Here is a 22,476-nt window from a genome sequence, read left to right as displayed (position 1 = left end):
CGGTGACCTGGCCCTGCTACTGCCCGGAGGAAGGTGCGTACGTCCTTGACCGTGAGTCGGACGGCCTTCTTGGTGCCGAGGCCGGGGATGAGGGTGAGGCGGCGCAGCGGGGCGGATGTTCCCCCGAAACCGGCGGCCGGCGACCCCGCCGAGCCCGGCGAGTGCCACGCGAATGTCGCCCTTTGCAGCCCCTCCGTCACTTCTCGTCAGCCATGGGGCCCTCCATCGGGAATGCCCCCGCTGTTAACGGAGGCTTTAACGATGTTTTCGCAGGCCAGGCGGACAAAACCGGCGTAAAACAGATGACCCTAAGATTAGGCCTCCCCAACCAGCACATCGTGGGCTTAACTTAGGTGCCATGACCTCCCCCCGCTCCACCTACGGCGGCGGCTACTACGCCGCACCGTCGTTCCCCGACACTCCGATCTACGACTCCCTGGTCGCGGAGCGGGGTACGCCCCAGATTGCCCCGATCCGGGTGCCGGCCGTGTACGACACCGGAAGCAGCTACCTGCCGGCGCTCCCGTCGGCGCTGCCGGCGCTTCCCGCGGCGCCTTCCCAGCCGAACCCGTCGTACGGCTACCCGCAGCAGATGGCCGCATCGCAGCAGAACTACGCGCCGATGCAGCCGGCTCATCTGCAGCACGCTCCCGCGCCGTACATCCCGCAGCAGCCGACCGGCATGCGGGGCGGCTACCAGACGCCTCAGCCCCAGCAGCAGCGCCCGGCGCCGGGCACGGGGTACGAGTCGATGCGCCCGGCGACGCCGCGGCCCGTCCCCGCGCCCTCTCCGTACGAGGACCCGTACAACCGCCCGTACCAGAGCCGGGGGTACTGAGCCGCCGCGGAACCCGCTGCGCACGGCCGCGGTCCGTCCGGGGCCCGATCTGAAGGACGGGCCCCGGGGGACTGGCAGGATGGGGGCATGCGTCCTCCCGTACTGCGCGCCGTACACATCCATCCGGTCAAGTCGCTGGCCGGATGCGCGCCCGGTGAGGCCGCCGTCGAGCCATGGGGACTCGACGGCGACCGCCGGTGGATGCTGGTCGACACCACGGGCCGGGCCGTCACACAGCGGCAGCAGCCGCGCATGGCGCTGGTCTCCGCCGTGCCGCTGCCCGGGGGCGGCATCGGTCTGTCCGCGCCGGGGAGCGCGCCGCTGGCCGTCGAGGTGCCCGAGCCCGGACACACGGTCCCCGTGGCGCTGCACCGGTCCACCATCGAGGTGGTGGAGGCTGCGGCCGCCGCCCACACCTGGTTCAGCGAGCGCCTGGGCACGGAGGTCCGGCTCGTCCATCTCGACGCGCCCGGGACCCGCCGTCTCATCAATCCCGCGTACGCGCGCCCCGGAGAGACCGTCGGATTCGCCGACGGCTACCCGCTGCTCCTGACCTCCAGCACCTCGCTGGACGCCTTGAACTCACTCATCGCGCAGGGCGACCACGCGGACGAGGGGCCGCTGCCGATGAACCGTTTCCGACCGAATGTCGTCGTGGACGGCACGGCGCCGTGGGCGGAGGACGGCTGGGACAGGATCGCCATCGGCGATGTCCCGTTCCGCGTGGTCAAACCCTGTGACCGCTGTGTCATCACCACCACCGACCAGGCCACGGCGGAGCGCGGCAAGGAGCCGCTGCGTACGCTCGCGCGCCACCGCCGTGCCGGGCAGGACCTGCTGTTCGGCCAGTATCTGATTCCGGACGGGAGCGGAGTGATCCGGGTCGGGGACCCGGTTCGGATTCTCGGCTGACGGCCCGGCCGGGAGGGGAACTCGCGGGACCGGCCCGCGCGTTGGACGGGGTGAGGTAGCTCTCTCTTCGTCTGCTCGGCGCGCGGGCTGTGCCGTATCGGGATATGACGGATGCGGAAGGGGGTGCAGGACTGTGCGAGCGGTATCGGGAGTATGGCGTTGGCGGCACAATCCCCTGCGCCGCGCCACTGACCGGCGCGAGGCGTGGGTGGCTCTGGTGGCGCTGCTGTTGATGACGGTGGCGGCGCCTGCGCTCGGGTGGCTGTGCGGTTCGCTCATGGACGGCGTCCTGCAGGAGTCGGTACGGATCCAGCAGGCGCAGCGGCATGCCACGACGGCGGTTGTGGTGCGCGCGGCGTCGGGGCCGCCGCGTCTGGTCTCCGACCCCGAGGTCTCCTCGGAGCGCACGGCGCAGACGTCGGTGGTGGCGCGCTGGAAGGCCCCGGACGGTACCGCCCGCAGCGGAAGGGTCGAGACCTTTTCGAAGATCACCGATCCTGGCGCCAGGGTGCGGATCTGGACCGATCCGGACGGCCGCCCGGCGCTGCGCCCGATGGATGCCCCCACGGCCCACACCCATGCGGCACTGGCCGGATTCGGGGTGATGCTGCTGGGCATTGCACTGGTCGAGGGCGGGCGGCGCCTGATCGTATGGCGCATGGTGCAACGGCGGTATGCGCGGCTCGACCGGGCGTGGGCCGAGGCCGGTCCGGACTGGGGCAGGACCGGCACCGGCAGCTGATGAGCTGGGATCCCGTCAACTCCCGCCCTCCACGCGCGCTACGGTGGACCGGTCCGCTCACCTCTTCGGCGGACGGACCCGTGACGACCCCTGCCTCAAGGCCGGCCGCACGGGCATCGGACACGCACGAGGTGGGGGCACAACAGCGCCATGGCACAGGGCACGGTCCAGGTGACGCACACCGGCACATCGCGGTGGCGGCGCCGCACTGGCGAATACGCCTCTCTCACCGCAGCCCTCGAGGCCGCCGCGGACGGTGATGTCCTCACCGTCGCGCCGGGCACCTACCGGGAGAATCTCGTCCTGCACCGCGCGGTGACCCTGCGCGGTCCGGAGGGCTCCGTCGGCTCCGTCCGGATCGCGCCGGTCGACGGCGTACCGCTGACGGTGCGCGCCTCCGCCGTCGTCCAGGATCTGCATGTGGAGGGCCAGGACTCGGCGGCCCCCGCACTGCTCGTCGAGGACGGCGCCCCGGAGCTGGCGGATCTGCGGATCGTGACGCGGTCGGCCGCCGGGATAGAGGTGCGCGGTGCGGCCCGGCCGAATGTGCGCCGCTGCACGGTCGACAATCCGGCCGGGGTCGGCATTGCCGTGCTGGACGGTGCGGGCGGGGTGTTCGAGGAGTGCGAGATCGTGTCGGCCGGGCAGTCCGGGGTCTCGGTGCGCGACGGTGCGCATCCGCGGCTGGAACGCTGCCGGATCCATCACTCCTCGGGCGCCGGACTGAGCATCACCGGTGAGGGCAGCGGGCTGGAGGCCGTCGGCTGCGAGGTCTACGAGATCAAGGGCAGCGGCATTCAGGTCACCGCCCGCGCCTCCGCGCACCTCACCGACTGCACGGTGCACCGCACTTCGGCGGACGGGGTCACACTCGACACGGATGCTGTGCTGACGCTCGCCGACTGCGACATCCATGACATCCCGGAGAACGCGGTGGATCTGCGCTCCCGGTCGGTCCTCACCCTGACCCGTTCCACGGTCCGCCGCTTCGGGCGCAACGGCCTGTCGGTGTGGGACCCGGGCACCCGGGTCGACGCCAACCAGTGCGAGATCCACGACAGTACGGGCGACTACCCGGCGGTCTGGGTGAGCGACGGCGCGACCGTGATACTGGACTCCTGCCGGGTCCATGACGTGCCGGACGCGATCTTCGTCCTCGACCGGGGCTCGCGCGCCGATGTCGTCGACAGCGATCTCACCCAGGTCCGCAACACGGCGGTGTCGGTGAGCGACGGCGCGACCGCACAACTCGACGACTGCCGGATCCGGGAGGCGTCCACCGGCGCCTGGTTCCGCGATCACGGCAGCGGCGGCACCCTGAACAACTGCACCATCGACACGGCACAGACCGGGGTCATCGTCACCAAGGGCGCCGACCCGACCATCGAGCGCTGCACGGTCACTTCGCCCGCCGAGGCCGGTTTCTACGTCTCCGCCGAGGGCCGTGGCACCTTCGACAGCTGCCGGGTCACCGGCAGTGACGGATACGGCTTCCATGTCATGGACGGCTGCCGTTCGACGCTGACCCGGTGCCGTACCGAGCGGTGCGCGCGCGGCGGCTACGAGTTCGCCGAGGGCGGCTCGCACGGCGACGGGCAGGGAACGGGCCCGGTCGTCGAGGACTGCACCAGCGACGAGAGCGCACTGCGCACCGCCACTCCCCCACCGCCCACGATGCTGACGGCGGCCCAGTCGGCCCCCGGGCTGCTCGGTGCGGTGCCCGCGCAGCGCCCGGCCGTGCCCGCCGCCGCCGAGGCACCCGCCGAACCGGTGCGGACCTCGGGCGCCGTTCTCGGTGAACTGGACGCGCTGGTCGGCCTGGACAGCGTCAAGCGCGAGGTACGTGCCCTCACCGACATGATCGAGGTGGGCCGCCGCCGCCTGGAGGCGGGGCTGAAGGCCGCGTCGGTGCGACGCCATCTCGTCTTCACCGGCTCCCCCGGCACCGGCAAGACGACCGTGGCCCGCCTGTACGGCGAGATCCTGGCCTCGCTCGGGGTGCTGGAGCGGGGGCATCTGGTCGAGGTGTCCCGGGTCGATCTGGTCGGCGAGCACATCGGATCGACCGCCATCCGTACCCAGGAGGCGTTCGAGCGTGCGCGCGGCGGGGTGCTGTTCGTCGACGAGGCGTACGCGCTGTCGCCCGAGGACTCCGGCCGGGACTTCGGCCGGGAGGCGATCGACACGCTCGTGAAGCTGATGGAGGACCACCGGGACGCGGTGGTCGTGATCGTCGCCGGCTACACCCACGAGATGGAGCGGTTCCTCACCGTCAACCCCGGTGTGGCGTCCCGTTTCTCACGGACCATCACCTTCAGCGACTACGAGCCCGCCGAACTGCTGCGGATCGTCGAACAGCAGGCCGAGGAGCACGAGTACAGCCTCGCCGAGGGCACCGGGGAGGCGCTGCTGAAATATTTCACCGAGCTGCCCAAGGGCCCGGCGTTCGGCAATGGCCGGACCGCCCGCCAGACCTTCGAGTCGATGGTCGAGCGGCATGCCGGCCGGGTCGCCCAGCTCGCCGAACCGAGCACGGACGACCTCACCCTGCTCTACCCGGAGGACCTGCCGGAACTCCCCTGAGAGCCTGTCGGGTGACCTTCGATCGGAGAGCGGACGCGGCATGGTGCGTGCGATTCCAAGGCGCCGGGATGGCCTTGTAGCGGAGCTACCAGGGCATTTCGGCAACGCCGGAAGCGTGCGTGCCAGGGCGTGGCCGCCCGATCAGAGGTCACCCGACAGGTTCTGAGTCTCCCCGGAGCCCCCGTCGGCCTGGCGGGGCAGCACCGGCTCGAGCCGGACGAGCAGCGCCGACCGTTCCTCGGCGAAGACCGGGTCGGCCTGGTAGTCCGAGTGGCCCAGCACCGGTTCGGGCAGCGGGTGCTCCGGCGTACGCCCGTAGACCAGCGGGTCCCGCAGAGGCCCCCGGTCCACTTCGGGCCCGGCACCCACGTCGAGCCGGACCTGGCCACCGATCGGGTCGGTGGCCCGCCACAGGTTGCGCCAGCAGTGCACGGACCGGTGCAGTCCATGCAGCGGTCCTGGACCGAAGTAGGCCGGGAACCAGCGCCCGTACAGCCGCTCGATCGGTGAACCGTAGGTGAGCAGCGCAACCCGCTTCCGGGCCCCGGCGGGCAGCTGCCAGACGGCGGACGCCGCGAGGACGCTGCCCTGGGAGTGCCCGGAGATGACGAGCCTGCCGCGGGTGCGGCCGGTCCAGCCGGACATCCGGGAGGCCAGGTCGGGGACGGCGCGCTCGGCGTAGCAGGGGGGCGCGAAGGGGTGGGCTGCGCGCGGCCAGAACGTGCCGACGTCCCAGAGGATGCCGATGGTGCGCCGGGTGGAGGCGTCGCGGTAGGCGCGCCGGCCACAGGTCACAAAGACGATGAACCCGAAGCCGATCATCCAGGAGCCGGTCGACTGGGCGGCTTCCGCGACCGACTCGATGAACGGGCCGGCACCGTCCAGGGCCAGCCCCGGCACCTCCCCGCTCACCCACGCCCCGGCGACCGCCCCCGCGCCGAGCAGCAGGGTGGCGCCGGAGACCAGCCCGAGGAGCCAGGGCACGGAGTCGGTGAGCCCGGCCAGGGCCCGGGTCCTGGCGATCTGCCGGGTACGGGCGGCGTCCGGCCGCTTCTCCCCGTACTCCTGGTTGACCTCGGGTTCCATGGCGCGGGCGGCGAGCCAGGTGCGTACGCCCAGCACGACGGCGGGAATCAGCAGCAGGGCCAGGAGTACCGGGATGACCGAGGCCTGCCAGCTCAGCAGTACCGGCGGCCCGTCGATGAGGGAGCTCCGGCCCATGCCGGGAGTGCCCGGTCCGTCGAGCCAGTCGGCAACGCGCTGGGCTACCCCGCCGGTCATGACGCCGCCGAGGGCGCAGGCGAGCATCGCGACCGCGGGGCCGCCGAGTCCGTACATGACCGTACGGGGCTCGGGCGTCCGGCGGTACAGGCCGAGCGCGACTGCCGCGAGGGCAACCACGAGCATGCCCTGGCCGACGGTGAGGACACCGAAGGTGACGTCACCGGGGAGCGTGCCGGCGGAGACCCAGCCCGGACGGGACCAGGCCGCGTACACCGCGGTGACGACGAGCAGGGCGAGGGCGGTGCCCGGCAGCCAGCTGATGACGGCGCCGTCGAGCCGGTTGTCGAGCCGCCGCTCGCTGCGACCGCGGCGGCAGACCACCCAGAGCACGACGAGCGTGCCCAGCACGAGCATCGCCTCGATCAGCTGCCCCAGGAACTCGGGGACGGAACCGGTGACGGCGCGGTCGTGACGGGCCGCGGCACCCGCGACGGAGGCCGCCACGGTCAGGAACCCGGCGGCGGTGTGCGCGGCCCGCAGCCGGGCGACGAGCCGTCGGCCGTACCAGAAGCCGGGGCGGCCGAGGGCCGGGCGGACGACGGGCGTTTCGGCAGCGGGGGCTTCGGCGCCAGGGCCCTCGGTCGCGGGGGTGGCCTCGGTCCCGTTGTCGAGGACGTCGTCATCCGGTTCCGCGCCGTTGAGCGGGCGCTGCGACTCGTAGGCGCTCCAGGTCCGGTTGGACAGGAACCAGAGCAGTCCCACCAGCACGGTGGGCACCAGAGCCGCCAGCGCGAGCCGCCGCCCCGGCTGCGACCACCAGCCGTCCTGCGCCGTCGACAGGAAGCCGAGCCAGGACCGTTGGTTCGAGCACTCCGGTACACCCGCGCACTGCCAGGCCACCAGATCCAGCGCGACCTCGCACGCCGCGGCCGTCAGCAGGACGGTCAGGCTGAGGGCGACGAGGCGCACGAGAACGCCGTACAGCCGGACCGCGCGGGTGCGGCCCTTGGCCGTGGGCCGCATCCAGTGGGCCAGGTTGACGACCATGAACGGGAGCAGCAGCAGCCACAGCGCGCGCGAGCCGTTGCCGGAGGTGAGATTGGACCAGCAGTACGCCTCCTCGATGGGCCGGTCCCGGTACCGCTCCGGATGCTGCTCGGCGTCGATGTCCCCCGAGCGCCGGAATATGGCAGCCGTCGCATCACCGGTGACCCGGGCGACGCGCGGATCCCGGAGCATCGACTGGGGGGTGGCTCCGCCGACGCCATGGACCAGGAGTTCCAGCGCGGCCTCCGTGCTGTGCGGGGCCTCGGTGACAGGGGGCACGTGGATGACTCGCTCTCTTGCTGTCGCGGCGTTCCGGTCCGCGTACTGATGCGTAGTCACCAGAATCCCGGAACCCGGGCCGAGCCGGTACCCGGATCACCGAATCTCCCCAGTGCGGCGCCAAACGGAGCTGCGTGGCAGGATGAACCCGTCCGACAGACTGTTGAACCGACGGGCTGCTGTACGGATACCAGAGGGAAGGACCGGACCCGGCGTTGAGCGAGAATCAGAATCTCCTCGCGGAGCAGCGGCGTGCACTGATCCTCGACGAGGTGCGCCGGCGTGGCGGGGTCAGGGTCAATGAGCTGACCCGCAAGCTGAGCGTCTCCGACATGACCGTGCGCCGGGACCTGGACGCGCTGGCCCGTCAGGGTGTCATCGAGAAGGTGCACGGCGGCGCTGTGCCGGTCGTCGAGGCGAGTACACACGAGCCCGGTTTCGAGGCCAAGTCGACGCTGGAGCTGACCGCCAAGGAGGACATCGCGCGGGCCGCCGCGGCGATGGCCGTTCCCGGCAGTGCGATCGCGCTCTCCGGCGGAACGACGACGTATGCGCTGGCCCAGCACCTGCTGGACGTACCGGAGTTGACGGTGGTGACGAACTCGGTGCGGGTCGCCGATGTGTTCCATGCCGCGCAGCGGTCGACGGCGACGGGCGGCCCGCGCGCCGGGGCCGCCACGGTGGTGCTCACCGGTGGGGTGCGGACTCCGTCCGACTCTCTGGTCGGCCCCGTCGCCGATCAGGCGATCGGTTCGCTCCACTTCGATGTGCTGTTCCTCGGGGTGCACGGGATCTCGGTCGAGGCCGGGCTCTCGACACCGAATCTGGCGGAGGCCGAGACCAATCGGCGCTTCGTGCAGTCGGCGCGGCGGGTGGTCGTGGTCGCCGATCACACCAAGTGGGGCACGGTGGGCCTGAGTTCGTTCGCGACGCTGGAGCAGGTGGACACCTTCATCACGGATTCCGGTCTGTCAGCGGGCGCCCGCGAGGAGATCGAGGAACATCTGCCGGGCCTGGTGGTGGCGGGCCAGACCGCGGCCGACCTCTCCGAGAGCTGAGGGAACGGGGATCCCGAGGGTGCGGGCGGCGGCTGCGGCGCGTCGGTCGGCTCCGGGTCCTGGGAGCTGGTGTCCGGAGTCGGGAGCTTGATGTCGATCTTCTGCTGACGGTTGTAGTCCCGGTTCCCCGCGGTGAACCCGTAGTCCTTGATCGGCCCGACGTTGTCGGCGCGGTCGACCGAGCGGGTCTGCATCACATGGTTGCCGTCGTCGGCGGGGGTGGCGCTGAACGAGGCGGTGGTCTCCGCCGCCACAGCCTTCGAGAGCGTGGTAGGTACCGTCGACCAGCCGCCGTATTCGGCTGCGTCGTCCTCGTACGGGGCGAGGCGGTACTGGACGTCGCGCGTGTTGGAGGCGCCAGTGGTGACGTCGAACCTGCCTGCCACTCCGGCGGCGCCGCCGCCCCAGTTCTCTGGGTAGGTAGCCGACGAGATACTCGTCGGTTCGCCGGGTGCAGTGGTGTCCACCACGAACTGGGTCCCTGGAGTCCCGCTCAGGTTGTAGTGGGTGCCGTCGCAGGCGTTCGTACGGAACTTGTACGTCTCGCCGTCCTGGAGCTGCCCGGCCGGGACGGTGACGGAGGCCGGCTTGCCCGAGTCGACGAAGTCCGAGACGAGCAGGCCTTCACCGGCCGGGGTGGTGATGGGGTGTTGGTGGTGGCGTCGTAGACCTGTGCGCCGTCCCGAAAGATCGCAAGCGACCGACGCCGGCAATTACGGTGCGGAGTCACTGCGCACCGACACTCGGATTTGCGCCGGCGCGCTCAGTTCGACCAGAGGGGGGCACCCCTGGCACAAGGACAAGCCTCATGCCAGGGGTGCGGTCAAACAAGTCAGGATCTGCCGCGAGGGTCAGCGTACGGCGTAGGCCCTGATCAGGGTCTGCTCGATCTTGCTGCCGTTGGCGTCCTGTGCCTTGACGCGCAGGGACACGTAGCCCGATGCCGGGTTGCGGACGGATACCTTGTAGTGGCCGTCGGTCTTGGTCTTCACCGTCGCGGGGCTCCAGGTGGCACCGTCGTCGGTGGACGCCTCCACCTCGACCCCGTCGATGTCCGGGGTGGCGCCGGTCTGGAGCGCGAACGCCAGGTCGAAGTCGTCGATGGCGCCACCGACGGCGGTGTTCTCCGCATCCAGGTCGAAGCCGTACTTCGGCCAGAGCAGCGCCAGGTTCTCCTTGCCGCTCGCCGGCCGGGCGGACTTGAACGTCCACGCGGTGCTGGTCTGCGTGGACAGCGGGAACCACGCCGGGCGCTGGGTGTCCAGGGTGACGCGGTAGCTCGCCGGGTCAGAGCTGACCGGCAGCGTGGTGTTCAAGAGCCGCGGCGTCTCCTTGAGGAGCTTCCCGTCCTGGTATATCCGCGCCGTCCGCTTGTCGGCGGGGTGTTCGAAGAAGCCGAAGTGCCCCTGGCTGTCACTCATCTCCGGCACCGTGAGGGTGATGTTGTCACCCTCACGGACCGCCTGGGTGGCCTCCGTTCCGGCCGGGCCGTTTGCCGCGCCCAGCCAGGTCTGCTCGTGCTGCTCGCCCGGCTGGTAGGTGCGGATTACGTCCCTCACACTGCGGGAGATGTCGGTGCGGTCCGGGTAGACGCTGTGCCACCACCGCAACTCGTCCATCATCGGCCGCTTGCTGCCGGTGGAGTACCACTCCTCCCGGTCCACCGGCGCGTCGAAGAAGTCCGGGACGCCGGCGACGAGGGAATCGTCCGGGCGGAACGCCAAGTTGACGTCGCCGATCAGGGTGCCCTTGGTGCTGCGGTAGTGCGACTTCACCACGGCCGAGTTCTCCGCGGTGACCGCGTCGACGGGGTCGGCCGGAATCCTGCCGGGAACCATCGTCGCGATGTTGTACACCTGGGGAACGCCTGTGATCCCCTTCAGGACGATCTGCGTGGGACCGTCGGCCATCCGGCCGAAGAGCACCGCGCCCTCGTCCTGGGTGAGGGACCAGGCCGGGATGGCAGTGCCGGTGCTCTTCGGCACCGTGGTGGCGAAGGGGCCGGGCTTGTCGTTGACGAGGATCACTGCCTTCGCGCCGGCATCGGCCACTGCGGCGATCAGTTCGGCAGACTTCAGGTAGCTGAACGGGGTGCTCGCGCGGGTGACGACTGCGAGCTTGCCACGGAGGTCCTTGCCGGCCAGGTCCTCCGGCCGTGCCATGCCGGCGTCGACCGCCTGGAGCGTGCTGGTGCCGTACAGCCGGGCCGCATAGACCACTGGCTCCAGCGGGAGCGCCTGCCCGTTATAGGTCGCCCGGATCACCGGCGAGTGCCTGCGCTGCTGGAAGTGGAACTCGAACGTGCCGAGCTCCACCGGCTTGGTGGGCACCACATAGGAGTGGTCCCAGAGCGGGCTGAACGCGCCCTTCATGAAGTCGATCCCCAGCTTGCCGGGGAGCCGCTGGCGGTACCCGAGCTTGGCTCCGTTCGTCGCCACGGACTCCTTGGGCGTTGCGACCTTGACCTCCTTGCCCAGCCGGGCATCCAGCGTGATCGTCCGATCCGCCTTCACTTCCACCACGGGCTCACCGGCGAGGGTGTAGTCCGTGACCAGGGACGAGGTCTCGTCCCTCGTGTGGACGACACCCATGACGGAGTAGCGTCCCTGCGGCACCGCGACAGTCTTGGTTCCGCCCTGGGGGAAGACCTGCTGGAGAGCCCCCGTGTCCAGGTTGAACACCGCGAGCTCGCCGGTCGCCGGGTTTCCGTGCCGGTCGATCGTGTCGACGGTGAGGTCGACGGTGGGCACGTCCTTCGTCGCGCCGACGGTGGTGTGGATCGCGGTGCCGTCGGTGGCGGTGGCGGTGATGATGCCGGTGTAGTCGCCCGTGGCGCCGAGCTCGGGGTGGTAGGTCACCGTCACGCTCGCGGTGGAGTTCGCCGGGACCGTCACGCTGTTGGCGCTGAGAGTGAACGTGCCGTCCACCGGGGGCGCGGTCTCCCCGACGGTGAACAGGCGGAGCGACAGCGTGGTGTCCGTCGCGGAGGTGTTCACGTAGCTGATCGTCCTGGTGACCGGGGCGCTCTCGGCCGACTTCTTGCCCATGCTGACGACGGCGGGGCTGGAGTAGACCGTGGCGTCGACCGCCTTGGGCACGTCGACTCGGCCGCCGCCCTGCTGGTAGGCGGTGTACGGGCCCTGCTTGGCGGTGCCGACCAGCACCTGCTTGAGCCGGTCGGCGGTCCAGTCGGGATGGCGCTGGGCGAGGATCGCCGCGGCGCCGGCCACGTGCGGGGTGGCCATCGAGGTGCCGCTGGCCGCGGTGTAGTCGGCGTCGACGGCGGTACCCATCGAGGTGCCAGCGGCGCGCGCGGCGACGATGCCCACGCCCGGTGCGGTGATCTCCGGCTTGACCGCGAAGGTGTCCTTGAGCGGGCCGCGGCTGGAGAAGTTCGCGAGCTGGTCCTGCTTGGACACCGCGCCCACAGTCAGCGCGGCATCGGCGGCACCCGGCGAACCCACGGTCGACTTGCCCGGGCCCGTGTTGCCGGCCGCGATGACGAACAGCGCGCCGGAGGACGCGGTGAGCTGGTTGACGGCCTCGCTGATCGGGTCGGTGCCGTCACTGGGGGCCTCCGAGCCCAGGCTCATGCTGACGACATCCGCACCTTCGGCCACCGCCCACTCCATGCCGGCGATGACCCCCGACTGGGGGCCACTACCGGCATTGTTGAGGACCTTGCCGATGTACAGGTCGGCGCCCGGCGCCACACCCTTGTACTTGCCGCCCGACGCGGCACCCGAGCCGGCGATGGTCGAGGCGACATGCGTGCCGTGACCGTGGTGGTCGACCGCGTCGGGGTCGTCGGTGAAGTTCTGCGTCTTCTTCACCCGCCCCGCCACATCGGGGTGGTTGGGGTCGACACCGGTGTCGAGGACGGCCACCTTGGTGCCGGTGCCGTCGTAGCCCTTCGCCCACGCCTCCGGCGCGCCGATCTGCGGCACACTCTGATCCAGCGTCACCTGCACCGGCCGGTCGAGCCAGAGCTTCTTGATGCCGTCGGCGAGCTTCGGTGCCTTCGTCGCGGCGGCGCTGTCGTCGTCGACCGCCTCCCAGAACGTCGCCGCCTTCTTCTTGCTCGCGCGCAGGGCCACCGCATTGGCGCTGGGCAGCTCGTCGGCCTTCACCGAACCGGCCGGCGCGGCCTGCTTGAGCGCCTTGCCCGCCTTGCCCGGCGCGCCCGCGAAGGTCGCCATCAGCGGCACGGCGCGGCGGTGCGCGTCGTCGTAGCCGTACTCGACGAGCTTGGTGACGTTGAACAGCTCGCGGTCGAGCTCGTTCGCGGCAAGGTACGGCTGTGCCTTGTCCGGGATGACATAGACCTCGTCGCCCACCTTGATGGTGGAGAACGCCGCCGGGGTGCCGTCGGGCGCAGGCTCGACCGTCGCCGCCTGGAGGCCGTTGGCGTGGCGCTCCAGCGTCACGACCTCGCCCGTGACGAGGGTGAGTGTGTGTGTGGCGACGACCGGGCCGTTCTGCTGCGGCTGGCTCGCCCGGGTGGCCGGCGTTTCGGCGGCGGCGATGCTGGAGGTGCCGAGCGTCCCGGCCACACAGGCCGCGGCGAGCAGCGCCGTGAGTGCCCGATGTGAGCGGTGCGGCAGGCGCCGGAGTATGGGGATGGTCAGGTGGGGCGGGAACCTGGTTGCCCCAGCCGGTGGTGACTGTCTCATGCGGCAATGACCTTTTTCTGAGGGGAGAATGCGCGCGGATACCGCGCGGTTGCGGGGATTCGGCATCGCTCCGAGCGGCTGCGATGCATGGGGGTGGTGCCAACCAGTGCTGCTCCAGGCCGATCGGTGGCGCAGCGCCGGACGGCGAACGGCGCGTCCTGCTGCTGCGGCAGTGACCTGGCACCGGTCGGTCAGCCTGCGGGGTTCGCCCCGGAACCTGGTGCCGGGAGGGGCACTAGCTGCGTCGGAGAGCCAGGACGAATGGGCCGGTCGAGGCGGTCCGTCGGATTCGACCGTGCGCCAGAAGCCTTGCGGACGCGGGGGGATGAGTGGCGACAGGCGGAGGTGTTGGTTCCATGCCGTTGAGTGTTGTTCGCGCACCGGCTACCGGACGATTGGGCAGATGACCCAATTTTGCTGCCGCGCCCGCCTAACGGTGGGCGTCGGCCGGGCTGTCGACGACGACGCCGGCTTCGACGACCTTCACGGCCAGCGCCGTCCGGGACGACACCTCGAGCTTGCGCATCGCTGCTTCCACGTGCCGCGCGACCGTCTTCGGCGACAGGATGAGGACACCGGCGATCTCCCGGTTGGTCCGGCCTCCGACGAGCAGCCGGACTACGTCGAGCTCCCGGGGGGACAGTTGATCGCCGTAGCTTCGCCGTCCACCGTGCCACGACGGACGCTTCACCCCGACACCGTATGCACGCAGTGTGTGCATGACGCGCTCGGCGTCGCCACGAGCGCCGAGGGTGGACAACCCCTGGAAGGTTTCCGTAAGAACGGAGAGAGCCGCTTCGGACTGGTCCGCACGGAGCAGACAGCGGGCCTGTCGCTCGCGGCTGAGCAGGGCGTCGTACGGCCGTGGAAGGCCTTGCCACGCGTCGGCCGCACGCGCGAACAGTTCGGCGGCGCCGATTGGATCGCCTTGATGCTGGGCCACGATCGCCCTGCAGGTCGACAAGGCGGCGTGCGGGCCCGGTGCGCGGCGATCACGCACTCCCGCTGCGAAAGCGTCGACCAGGTCGCCGGCTTCGTCGGCGCGGCCGGCCATGAGCAGCGCCTCGGCCCGGACCGGGGCGAGTTCGGTGGCCCAGATCCAGGTGCCCTTGCGTTCCAGGAACCGGATCGGCTCGTCGGTCAGCTGAAGCACGTCGTCGATCCGCCCAGCGCCGAGCCGAAGCCTGGCCAGGGCGCCGGCAGGTTCGATGGAGTACTCCGCCCCGCCATGGCGGACCGCCTGTTCAAGGACGAGCCGCAGGCACTCGTCGGCTCTGTCCTGATCACCGCGGGCCGCATACAGCAAGCCGGTGACCATGGCCGGCGCCAGACGACTTACCGGCTGCAGGAGTTCCTCGTCACCGGCCAGCGATCCTGCCCGCTCGCCAAGCCCGTCCCAGGCTCCGGTGAGCCAGTCCAGGTGGGCCAGCGTCACCTGCCCTATCCCATGGAGCTTCCGGTACTGATACGTGTCGGCCAGCCCTACGGCCAGCGTGAGCACCCGCCTCGCCTCCGGGTACCTCCCCCAGATCAGCGCCATGTGCCCGACGTTGAGTTGGCCGACCGTGATCTGCTGCCTCTCCGCGGCGGTGGACGCGTCATCGGCGATCAACGCCGCCTCCGCCCACCCCTCCTCCTCACCGAGCAGCAAAAGCCCGCTCGCCCGCCCGACCCGGATGTTCAGCCGGTCCCCCGGCGCCATCGAGACCTGCACCCGCGCAACGCGCCGCAGCCACTTGAGGTGTTCGGCCGCCGGTGTCGTCGTCCCGTACGGCAGGCCGAGGAACATCATGGCGCGGGCTGCCTTCGCCGGGTCGTGCCCGAGGTCGGGCAGCGCTCGTTCCATCTCGATCCGGGACTGCTCGAACGCCTCCGTCTGCTGCAGCAGCCGGGCGACATGGAAGCGGATCTCCGCCGCCTCGCTCGGCGCCGGCTCACCGGTGTCCAGCACGAGGCGGAGAGCGTCCATCAGTTCGCGGTAGCGTTCGTGCCCGCTGAGCAGACAGAACGGAACCTTGCCGGTCAGCCGCACCACGTCGGCGGGCGGCAGGTCGGCGTTGGTGAGCAGATCGTGCACCAGGATGACCGCCGTCGCATCGTCACCCGAGCCGAGGGCGAGGTCGGCAGACTGTTCCGCGTAGCGGCACCACGCCGTCGTGTCGCCGGCCTCCCGGAAGTGGCGCGCCAGCTGGGCGACCGGGGACGGGGTGGCGCCTTCGAGGACGTGTGCGGCACGCAGGTGCATCGCCCGCCGCTGCGGCAGAGGAATCGCCTCGTACACCGCGCGGCACGCCAGCATGTGCCGGAACGAGACCAGCCCGCTGGTGTCCTCCCTCAGCAGCCCCGAACCCACCGCCTCCGCCAGGCCCGCCAGCCGACTCGCCGGATCGCCTTCCGGAGCCATCACATCGACGACGGCGTCCTCGGGGGCGGGATCGGTGAGTACGGCGGCCGCGCGCAACGCCGCCTGCGCCGCCGGGCCGAGCCGTGCGCCGCGTTCCAGTACGACGTCCCGCACCGTCGGCGGTACGTCGATCTCACTCAGTCGTTGCCGCGCCCAGGAATCGCCCCGCGGGGTCATATCAGCGCGGTTCCACATCAGCCGGACGGTCTCCTCGACCGCGAGAGGAAGCCCGTCGGTCCGGTCGTGCAGGATGGTCGCGAACTCGTCGGAAACCCGTTCCCCACCCAGCATCGAGGACACCATCTCGGCAGTCCCGGGAACATCCAACGGCTCCAACGACAGCCGCAGCCGCGCCGCTCCCGCCGGTTGCCGCGACGACAACCGCAGCAGCAAGGAGTCCGGCGCGATTTCCTCCGGACGGTAGCTCACGAGCAGACTGATGCGTTGCCGCGGACGTGATGCCAGGAACAGCAGAAACTCCAGGGTGGCCTCATCTGCCCAGTGCACGTCCTCAACCGCGAGCAACCCGATCTCGAGCCGCTCGAGGATCTCCTCGATGGCCCGGAAAAGTCGGTGTCGTGCCGCTGCTGCGTCTTCGGCCGGGTCGGGTGTGGGCGGCAACGCTGATGCCCACTCGGGGAACAACGGCCGGAGCGCCCCCGCCAGTCCGCTCAGGCCGAGCCGGGCGACATCCTCGGTCGCCGGTCGGATCGCGTCCACCACCGGCCCGAGCGTAAAGGGCTGTCGAACAGCCGGGCAGACGGCCAGCAGCACCCGCTGGTGGGCCGGGGCATGCGCCGCGAGTAGCTCCTGGGCCAGTCGGCTCTTACCGATCCCGGCCTCGCCCTCGATCAGCACGACCACCGGCGGGTCGGACAACGCCGCTCTCAGGGCGGCGAGTTCGCGCTCGCGTCCGACCAAGCCGGGTGATGCGATCGCCGGTAGGTCGCGTGTGTCGGAATCGCTGGTAGACATTCGCCCCACCGTTGGAGACAGACGACGGCGTGCCCGAACCGTCGTCTTCCGTGAACAATATGATCAGAGGTTACAAGGCGGGGTGGCAGGGGGATAGGCCACGTTCACAGGCGTGGTGCAGAAGGCGATCACTGTGGAGTCCCGGGGCTGATGTTTGTGTTGCCATCAGCCCGCCCGGGGCAGGGGTCTCCGTGTCACTTGCCTCAGCCTCGCACCGGTCCGCTCTGCCGCCGCGGTGGCTACAGACCGGCGGACGCTGCACCGGCGCCGCATTCTCGCACCGCATGCGCGCGGTTTTGGGCAGCGGGTTCCCCGAAGGGGCGTCACGCGCTCTGCCGAGGCTCAGCAGTTGTCACCGGCAGGGCCGGATGAGCTGAATCGACGAGTTGGTCGGCAGAGCCCAGGCCGAGGGCCTCCAGGCCCTTCGGTAGGAAGTTGAGGGATGCCGCGGTGTCCGGGGCTCGGAACGGGTTTGTCAACCGAGGGAGCGGCGGGCGGCCGCGGCGTCGGTGGGGTTCCAGCGGTGTCGGGGGACGGAGCTGAGCAGCAGACGTGTGTAGGGGTGGTGAGGCGCGTCCAGGATCTCGGCCGTAGGGCCCGCCTCCACCACCTGTCCCTCCCTGAGGACCATCACCTCGTCGGTGATGTGCCGGACGACGGCGAGGTCATGGGTGACGAATAGGAAGCCGATACCGACCTCACGCCGGATGGTGCCCAGGAGTTCGAGGACCTGCGCCTGAATGGACACGTCCAAGGCCGCCACGGCCTCGTCAAGGACGGGGACGCGCGGTTCGGCGGCCAGCGCGCGGGGATCGCCACGCGCTGATGTCGGCCGCCGGCCGCCGGCCGCCGGACAGCTTGCCGGGCAGGGCGGCCGCCTCCCGTTCGCCGAGCCCGACCTGGTCGAGGAGTTCGGCGACGCGCTCCCGCCGGGCCGTCGCCTCCATCGGGAAGTGGAGGCGCAGGACCTCCTCGACGCACCGGCCCACGCTCACCCGCGGATCGAGGGACAGGTACGGATCCTGGAAGACCATCTGGATCTCGCGTGCGCGGGCGAGTCGCTCGGCTCTGCCCCGGGCGGGCGCCGAGCGGTCACGTCCACCGATGCGGATGGTGCCGCCGTCGGGGCGCTCCAGGCCGACGAGCATCCGTACCGTCACGGTCTTGCCGCTGCCGGATTCGCCGACGATGCCGAGGGAGGAGCCCGGAGACAGGGTGAAGGACACGTCCTCCACCGCCGTGTGGTCTCCGTACCGCTTGCGCAGTCTCTGAACGACGAGTTCCTCGGTCGCCCCGGTCATGCACGCATCCCAGCCCCGCTCCTTCACCCACCCCCCAATTGCCGGTCGGTCTTACGCACACTGGTGAGGAACGGCGAGCCAGAGGTTCCGCTCGGCTCGCGCCGTGGCCGGGACGTCCTAGGATCCTGCTGTGGCCGTATTCCGGATCGAGCGATTCACCTCCCTCCCCGCCGCCGAGTCCTGGCGCCGGGTGACCGACTGGGAACGGCACTGCGCACACGTCCCGCTGACCCGGATCACCGTCCCGACCGGACTGCCCACAAGGATCGGGACCGTCTTCGTGGCCCGCACGGGTGTGGGCCCGCTGGCGTTCGACGATCCGATGGAAGTGGTGCGCTGGATGCCGCCGGTGACCGGGCGGGCCGGGCTCTGCCGGTTGGAGAAGCGCGGTTCGGTGGTACTGGGCCGGGCGTCGATCGATGTGTATCCGACGAAGTCCGGGTCCCATGTCGTGTGGGTGGAGGAACTCCGTATCCGGCTGCTGCCACAATGGGGCGATCCGCTGATCGCGGGAACGGGCCGCCGGCTGTTCGGCCGGGTGCTGGACGGTCTGCTCGACGGCACGGTGCGGCCGTAACTCCTGCGGTGCGCGGCTGCCGCCGCGGCCGTGCAACCGACGCGACAGCCGGGCAGCCGTGCATCCGGACCTGCGCCCGATGTGACCGTCACACGATCGACTCGTTTGTCGGTACGACGGTTATCGCCAACGGCTCGGAAGGCACCGATCCCATGCCGATCCACCCATCCCGGCAGCGCTCCACCCGCAGCAGCGAACGCCCCGGCGTCCAGCAGGCCGAAGCCGCGCTCGTGGAACATTACCCACGTCTCGTCCGGCTCGCCTACCTCGTTCTGCCGCCGTCGCTCGGCCGGCACCGACGGGTCCTCGCCGCCCATGCGGCCGTCCAGCGCGCCCTGCCCGGTCGGCGCACCGCCATCGCGGGATCTCCCGAACCGCTCCGGACCCGGGTCCCGGCACAGGGGCGGAGCGTACCGTCCCCGAGGCATCTCGCCGCGGCGCACGGCGCTTCCTCCGCATACGCCTGGGTGCGGCTGCGGGTGCTGCGTACCGCGCTGGCGTACGAGCGGCGGCCCCGCTGGTGGCCCGCGCGGATCCCGGCACCGGCCACGCTGCGCCCCGCGCTCCCCTTCGTCCGGGGGCTGCGGCTCTTCCCGCGCGCCGGTGGCGCGGAGGAACTGGCCCTGGACCGGACACTGTCCACGGTGTCCGCCGCCGTGCGGGCGGCGTTCGCGCTGCGGCTGCTGGAGGAGTTGACCGATCTCGAGGCGACGGTGCTGCTCGCGCGGGCGGGGGCGAGCGATGCGGCGGGCGCGGTACGTGCGGCCGGACGGCTGGGGTCCGCCGACCGGTCGCGGACCGAATCGCTGCTGCGCTCCGCCGAGTTCGACCCGTGCACGCTCCAGACCCGCCCCAGCGATCTGTTGCGGCGCAGGCACCGGCTGCGGGCGGTGGCCTCCGCTGCCGCGCTGTGCGTGATGGCGGGCGGTCTGGTCGTCCTCGCCGCGGAGAACGGTCCGGGCGGCCCGCAGGACGGTCCCGCGCGGGCCGGGTCCGCCGCCGTCGATCCGGCAGCGCTGCTGCGTACGGCTGCCACGGAATGGGCGGACACCTCACGCGTCGACTTCACCGCGTGGCCGGCCCGCGGAGACCGTACCCAGGACCGGGATCTGCTCGGCCGGGCGCTGCGTACCTGGGGGCAAACGCCACGCACCGTCCACGTCTCCACGTCGCCCGGGACGCTCTCCGTACCGCCCGCCCAGCCGCCCCGGCTGCTGTACGCGGGCGAGGTGGACGGTGCGGCCGTGGTGCTGTTCCACGACGGCGGCGTACGCGTGGTGCGTTACGCGGAGCCGCTGACCGGAGCCGGGGCGGCCGCGCTCGACTTCGCCCGGACCGATGACGCGGACGTGACGACGGGGGCAGCCGTCGTGGTCAGCCGCAGGGGGGACGGGGCCCGGTTCCTCCTCGCCCCGTGGGTCTCGGAGACCACCACGCGCGATCTGCTGGCGCCGAACGCTCCGGCGCGGTCGCTGAAGGTGGGCCGCGACGGTGTCACCGCACCCGTATCGAGCCCCTCGCCGGGCGGCAGTTGTGGCTCCTGGCCGGTGATGCAGCTGCGCTCCTCGGAGCACATCGCCGAGAACCACGCTTTCCTCCTCACCGATCTGGGCGATCTCGCTCCGGTCCATCTCACGTACACACCGCTGCCCGGCAAGGGCGCGCCGCCGCGCGGGCCGCGTGAGGCAACGGGTGGTGCGGCCCTGCTGAACTGGGCACGTACGGTGTGCTCGCTGCGGGCGCTGCGGGGCAGCGGCGTCCGTGCGGTCAACAACTGGGCCTTTGCCCGGCAGCCTCTGCCGGAGGCCGGGACACCTGCGGACTGGGTGTGCACCCGGGCCGACACCTGGCAGGGGCCCGGCCGGGTGCTGATCCAGTTCCTGCAGCCCGCCGCGTCGCTCACCGCCCCTGGTGCGGTGGTGGCCGACCGGCCCGATACGGCGCTGTGCAGCCGGTTCGGGCAGCACGTCCTGGCGGGCACGCACTGGAGAGCGCCGTCCGGCCGGTGGTACGTGCTGGCGGCGGGCAGCCGGGCCGTGAACCGGATCGAGGTGACGGGCACCGTGCGCGGGTCGGCGGACGGTACGACGCTGGCGGTACGGGCACCGCAGGACGCGCAGCTGGAGCTGAAGGCCCGGCTGCGCGAGGGCGGGACGCTGCCCGCGGTGCGCTGAGAGGGGCAAACGGGGAAGGGGCGGGGGCCGGGAGAGGCCGTTCGGCGTCTTCCGCCGGGTCGATGCGGCGGTCCGGTGCGAGACTCGGCCGCGTGACCGAATTCTCCGGCTCCGCGTCCCACGCCGACTCCGACCACGGCTCCGGCACTCCCGGTGGTACGCAGCTGCGCTGTCTGGTGACCGGTGCCACCGGCTACATCGGCGGCAGGCTGGTGCCCGCGCTGCTCGAAGCCGGCCACCGGGTCCGCTGTCTGGCCCGCACCCCGCGCAAACTGCGCGACTACCCGTGGGCGGACCGGGTCGAGGTGGTGCAGGGTGATGTCGCCGATGCCGCGTCGGTGCGGGCGGCGCTGGCGGACATGGACGTGGCGTACTACCTGGTGCATGCCCTCGGATCGGGGCGCGGCTTCGAGCAGACGGACCGTCGGTCGGCCCGGATCTTTGGCGAACAGGCGCGCACGGCCGGGCTCCGCCGGATCGTCTACCTCGGCGGCCTCACCCCGGCCGGGGTGCCGGATCGCGAACTGTCACCGCATCTGCGCTCACGGGCCGAGGTCGGGCGGATCCTGCTGGACTCCGGGGTGCCGACGGCAGTGCTGCGGGCCGCGGTCGTCATCGGGTCGGGTTCCGCGTCCTTCGAGATCCTGCGCCATCTGACGGAGCGGCTCCCGGTGATGGTCACCCCGAGCTGGGTGCGTACCTCGATCCAGCCGGTGGCGGTACGGGACGTGGTGCGGTGCCTCGTCGGCTCCGCCTCGCTCCCGGCGGACGTGAACCGCACCTTCGACATCGGCGGCCCGGACGTGATGACCTACCGCGACATGATGCAGCGGTACGCGCGGGTCGCCGGGCTGCCGCACCGGGTGATCCTTCCCGTCCCCGTGCTCACACCGGGGCTGTCCAGCCACTGGATCGGTCTGGTCACACCCGTACCGCGGTCCATCGCCCGTCCGCTGGCGGAGTCGCTGCGCAACGAGGTCGTCTGCCGCGAACAGGACATCACCCGTTACGTGCCCGATCCCCCGGGTGGCCCGATCGACTTCGACCAGGCCCTGCGGCTGGCACTGCAACGGATCAAGGAGGCCAGGGTGGACACCCGGTGGTCGTCCGCCGCGGTACCCGGCGCGCCCAGCGGTCCGCTGCCGACCGACCCCGACTGGTCGGGCGGCAGCCTCTACCGCGACGAGCGCGAGCTGACCGTGCCGGTGGCGCCGGATGCGCTCTGGCGGGTGATCGAGGGCATCGGCGGGGAGAACGGCTGGTACTCGTTCCCGCTCGCCTGGGCGGTACGGGGGTGGCTCGACCGGTTCGTCGGAGGCGTGGGGCTGCGGCGCGGACGACGGGACGCACAACGGCTGCGGGTGGGCGACTCGCTGGACTTCTGGCGGGTGGAGGAGATCGTTCCGGGTCGGCTGCTGCGGCTGCGTGCGGAGATGCGGTTGCCCGGTCCCGCGTGGCTGGAGCTGTCGGTCGGCCGCGACGAGGAGGGGCGGACCGTGTACGGACAGCGGGCCCTGTTCCATCCCCGCGGGCTCCTCGGCCACGCCTACTGGTGGAGTGTGTGGCCGTTCCATTCGGTGGTCTTCGGCGGCATGGCACGCAACATCACGGCGGCCGCCCGGACAGCACCGCGACGGACCGCGACGTAACATCCGTACAGTTGAAGACATCTGATGACGCGACAGATAT

General features: G+C 71.2%; 11 protein-coding genes and 1 pseudogene. 8 read left to right on the top strand and 4 right to left on the bottom strand.

What is annotated here, in order from left to right; all coding sequences use genetic code 11:
- Nucleotides 1-358: 358 nt before the first annotated feature.
- From OG395_RS43950 to OG395_RS43935, 4 genes are all read left to right on the top strand, one after another.
- Complete coding sequence (locus OG395_RS43950; RefSeq protein WP_327247900.1) at nucleotides 359-838, top strand: DUF6643 family protein; 480 nt, start codon at nucleotides 359-361, stop codon at nucleotides 836-838.
- Nucleotides 839-925: 87 nt separating this feature from the next.
- A complete protein-coding gene (locus tag OG395_RS43945) occupies nucleotides 926-1,750 on the top strand; it encodes an MOSC domain-containing protein (RefSeq protein ID WP_327247899.1) in 825 nt (274 codons plus the stop codon).
- Between the two features lie 133 nt (nucleotides 1,751-1,883).
- Complete coding sequence (locus OG395_RS43940) at nucleotides 1,884-2,492, top strand: Rv1733c family protein (protein WP_327247898.1); 609 nt, start codon at nucleotides 1,884-1,886, stop codon at nucleotides 2,490-2,492.
- Between the two features lie 150 nt (nucleotides 2,493-2,642).
- Nucleotides 2,643-5,075 (top strand): right-handed parallel beta-helix repeat-containing protein, encoded by a 2,433-nt coding sequence (locus OG395_RS43935; RefSeq protein WP_327247897.1) that lies wholly within the window; start codon nucleotides 2,643-2,645, stop codon nucleotides 5,073-5,075.
- Between the two features lie 141 nt (nucleotides 5,076-5,216).
- Here OG395_RS43935 and OG395_RS43930 read toward each other — a convergent pair whose 3' ends face one another.
- Nucleotides 5,217-7,625, bottom strand: a complete 2,409-nt coding sequence (locus OG395_RS43930) for a hypothetical protein (protein WP_442818796.1) — start codon at nucleotides 7,623-7,625, stop codon at nucleotides 5,217-5,219.
- A gap of 215 nt (nucleotides 7,626-7,840) precedes the next feature.
- Between OG395_RS43930 and OG395_RS43925 the strand changes: the two genes are divergently transcribed.
- A complete protein-coding gene (locus tag OG395_RS43925) occupies nucleotides 7,841-8,683 on the top strand; it encodes a DeoR/GlpR family DNA-binding transcription regulator (RefSeq protein ID WP_327247896.1) in 843 nt (280 codons plus the stop codon).
- 851 nt (nucleotides 8,684-9,534) lie between these two features.
- On the opposite strand, the gene OG395_RS43920 is transcribed toward OG395_RS43925, so the two are convergent.
- From OG395_RS43920 to OG395_RS43910, 3 genes and pseudogenes are all read right to left on the bottom strand, one after another.
- Nucleotides 9,535-13,356, bottom strand: coding sequence for a S8 family serine peptidase (locus tag OG395_RS43920; RefSeq protein WP_327247895.1), 3,822 nt, complete (start codon nucleotides 13,354-13,356; stop codon nucleotides 9,535-9,537).
- A 430-nt stretch (nucleotides 13,357-13,786) separates the two neighbouring features.
- The gene (locus OG395_RS43915) at nucleotides 13,787-16,735 is read right to left on the bottom strand and encodes a helix-turn-helix transcriptional regulator (RefSeq protein ID WP_327247894.1); all 2,949 of its coding nucleotides are present in this window, start codon (nucleotides 16,733-16,735) and stop codon (nucleotides 13,787-13,789) included.
- Between the two features lie 475 nt (nucleotides 16,736-17,210).
- Nucleotides 17,211-18,036: pseudogene (locus OG395_RS43910) on the bottom strand (ABC transporter ATP-binding protein).
- A 130-nt stretch (nucleotides 18,037-18,166) separates the two neighbouring features.
- On the opposite strand from OG395_RS43910, the gene OG395_RS43905 reads away from it, so the two are divergent.
- The 3 genes from OG395_RS43905 (at nucleotide 18,167) to OG395_RS43895 (ending at nucleotide 22,436) form a co-directional block, all read left to right on the top strand.
- A complete protein-coding gene (locus OG395_RS43905) occupies nucleotides 18,167-18,613 on the top strand; it encodes an SRPBCC family protein (protein ID WP_266988777.1) in 447 nt (148 codons plus the stop codon).
- Nucleotides 18,614-18,765: 152 nt separating this feature from the next.
- Nucleotides 18,766-20,787 carry a hypothetical protein gene (locus OG395_RS43900; RefSeq protein WP_327247893.1) on the top strand — a complete coding sequence of 674 codons (2,022 nt, stop codon included), beginning with the start codon at nucleotides 18,766-18,768 and terminating at the stop codon, nucleotides 20,785-20,787.
- A 176-nt stretch (nucleotides 20,788-20,963) separates the two neighbouring features.
- Nucleotides 20,964-22,436, top strand: coding sequence for an SDR family oxidoreductase (locus OG395_RS43895; protein ID WP_327249648.1), 1,473 nt, complete (start codon nucleotides 20,964-20,966; stop codon nucleotides 22,434-22,436).
- Nucleotides 22,437-22,476: the final 40 nt, after the last annotated feature.

It is taken from the genome of Streptomyces sp. NBC_01320 (assembly GCF_035974375.1).
Taxonomy (GTDB): Bacteria; Actinomycetota; Actinomycetes; order Streptomycetales; family Streptomycetaceae; genus Streptomyces; species Streptomyces yanii.
This window is presented reverse-complemented; position numbering and strand designations above follow the sequence as displayed.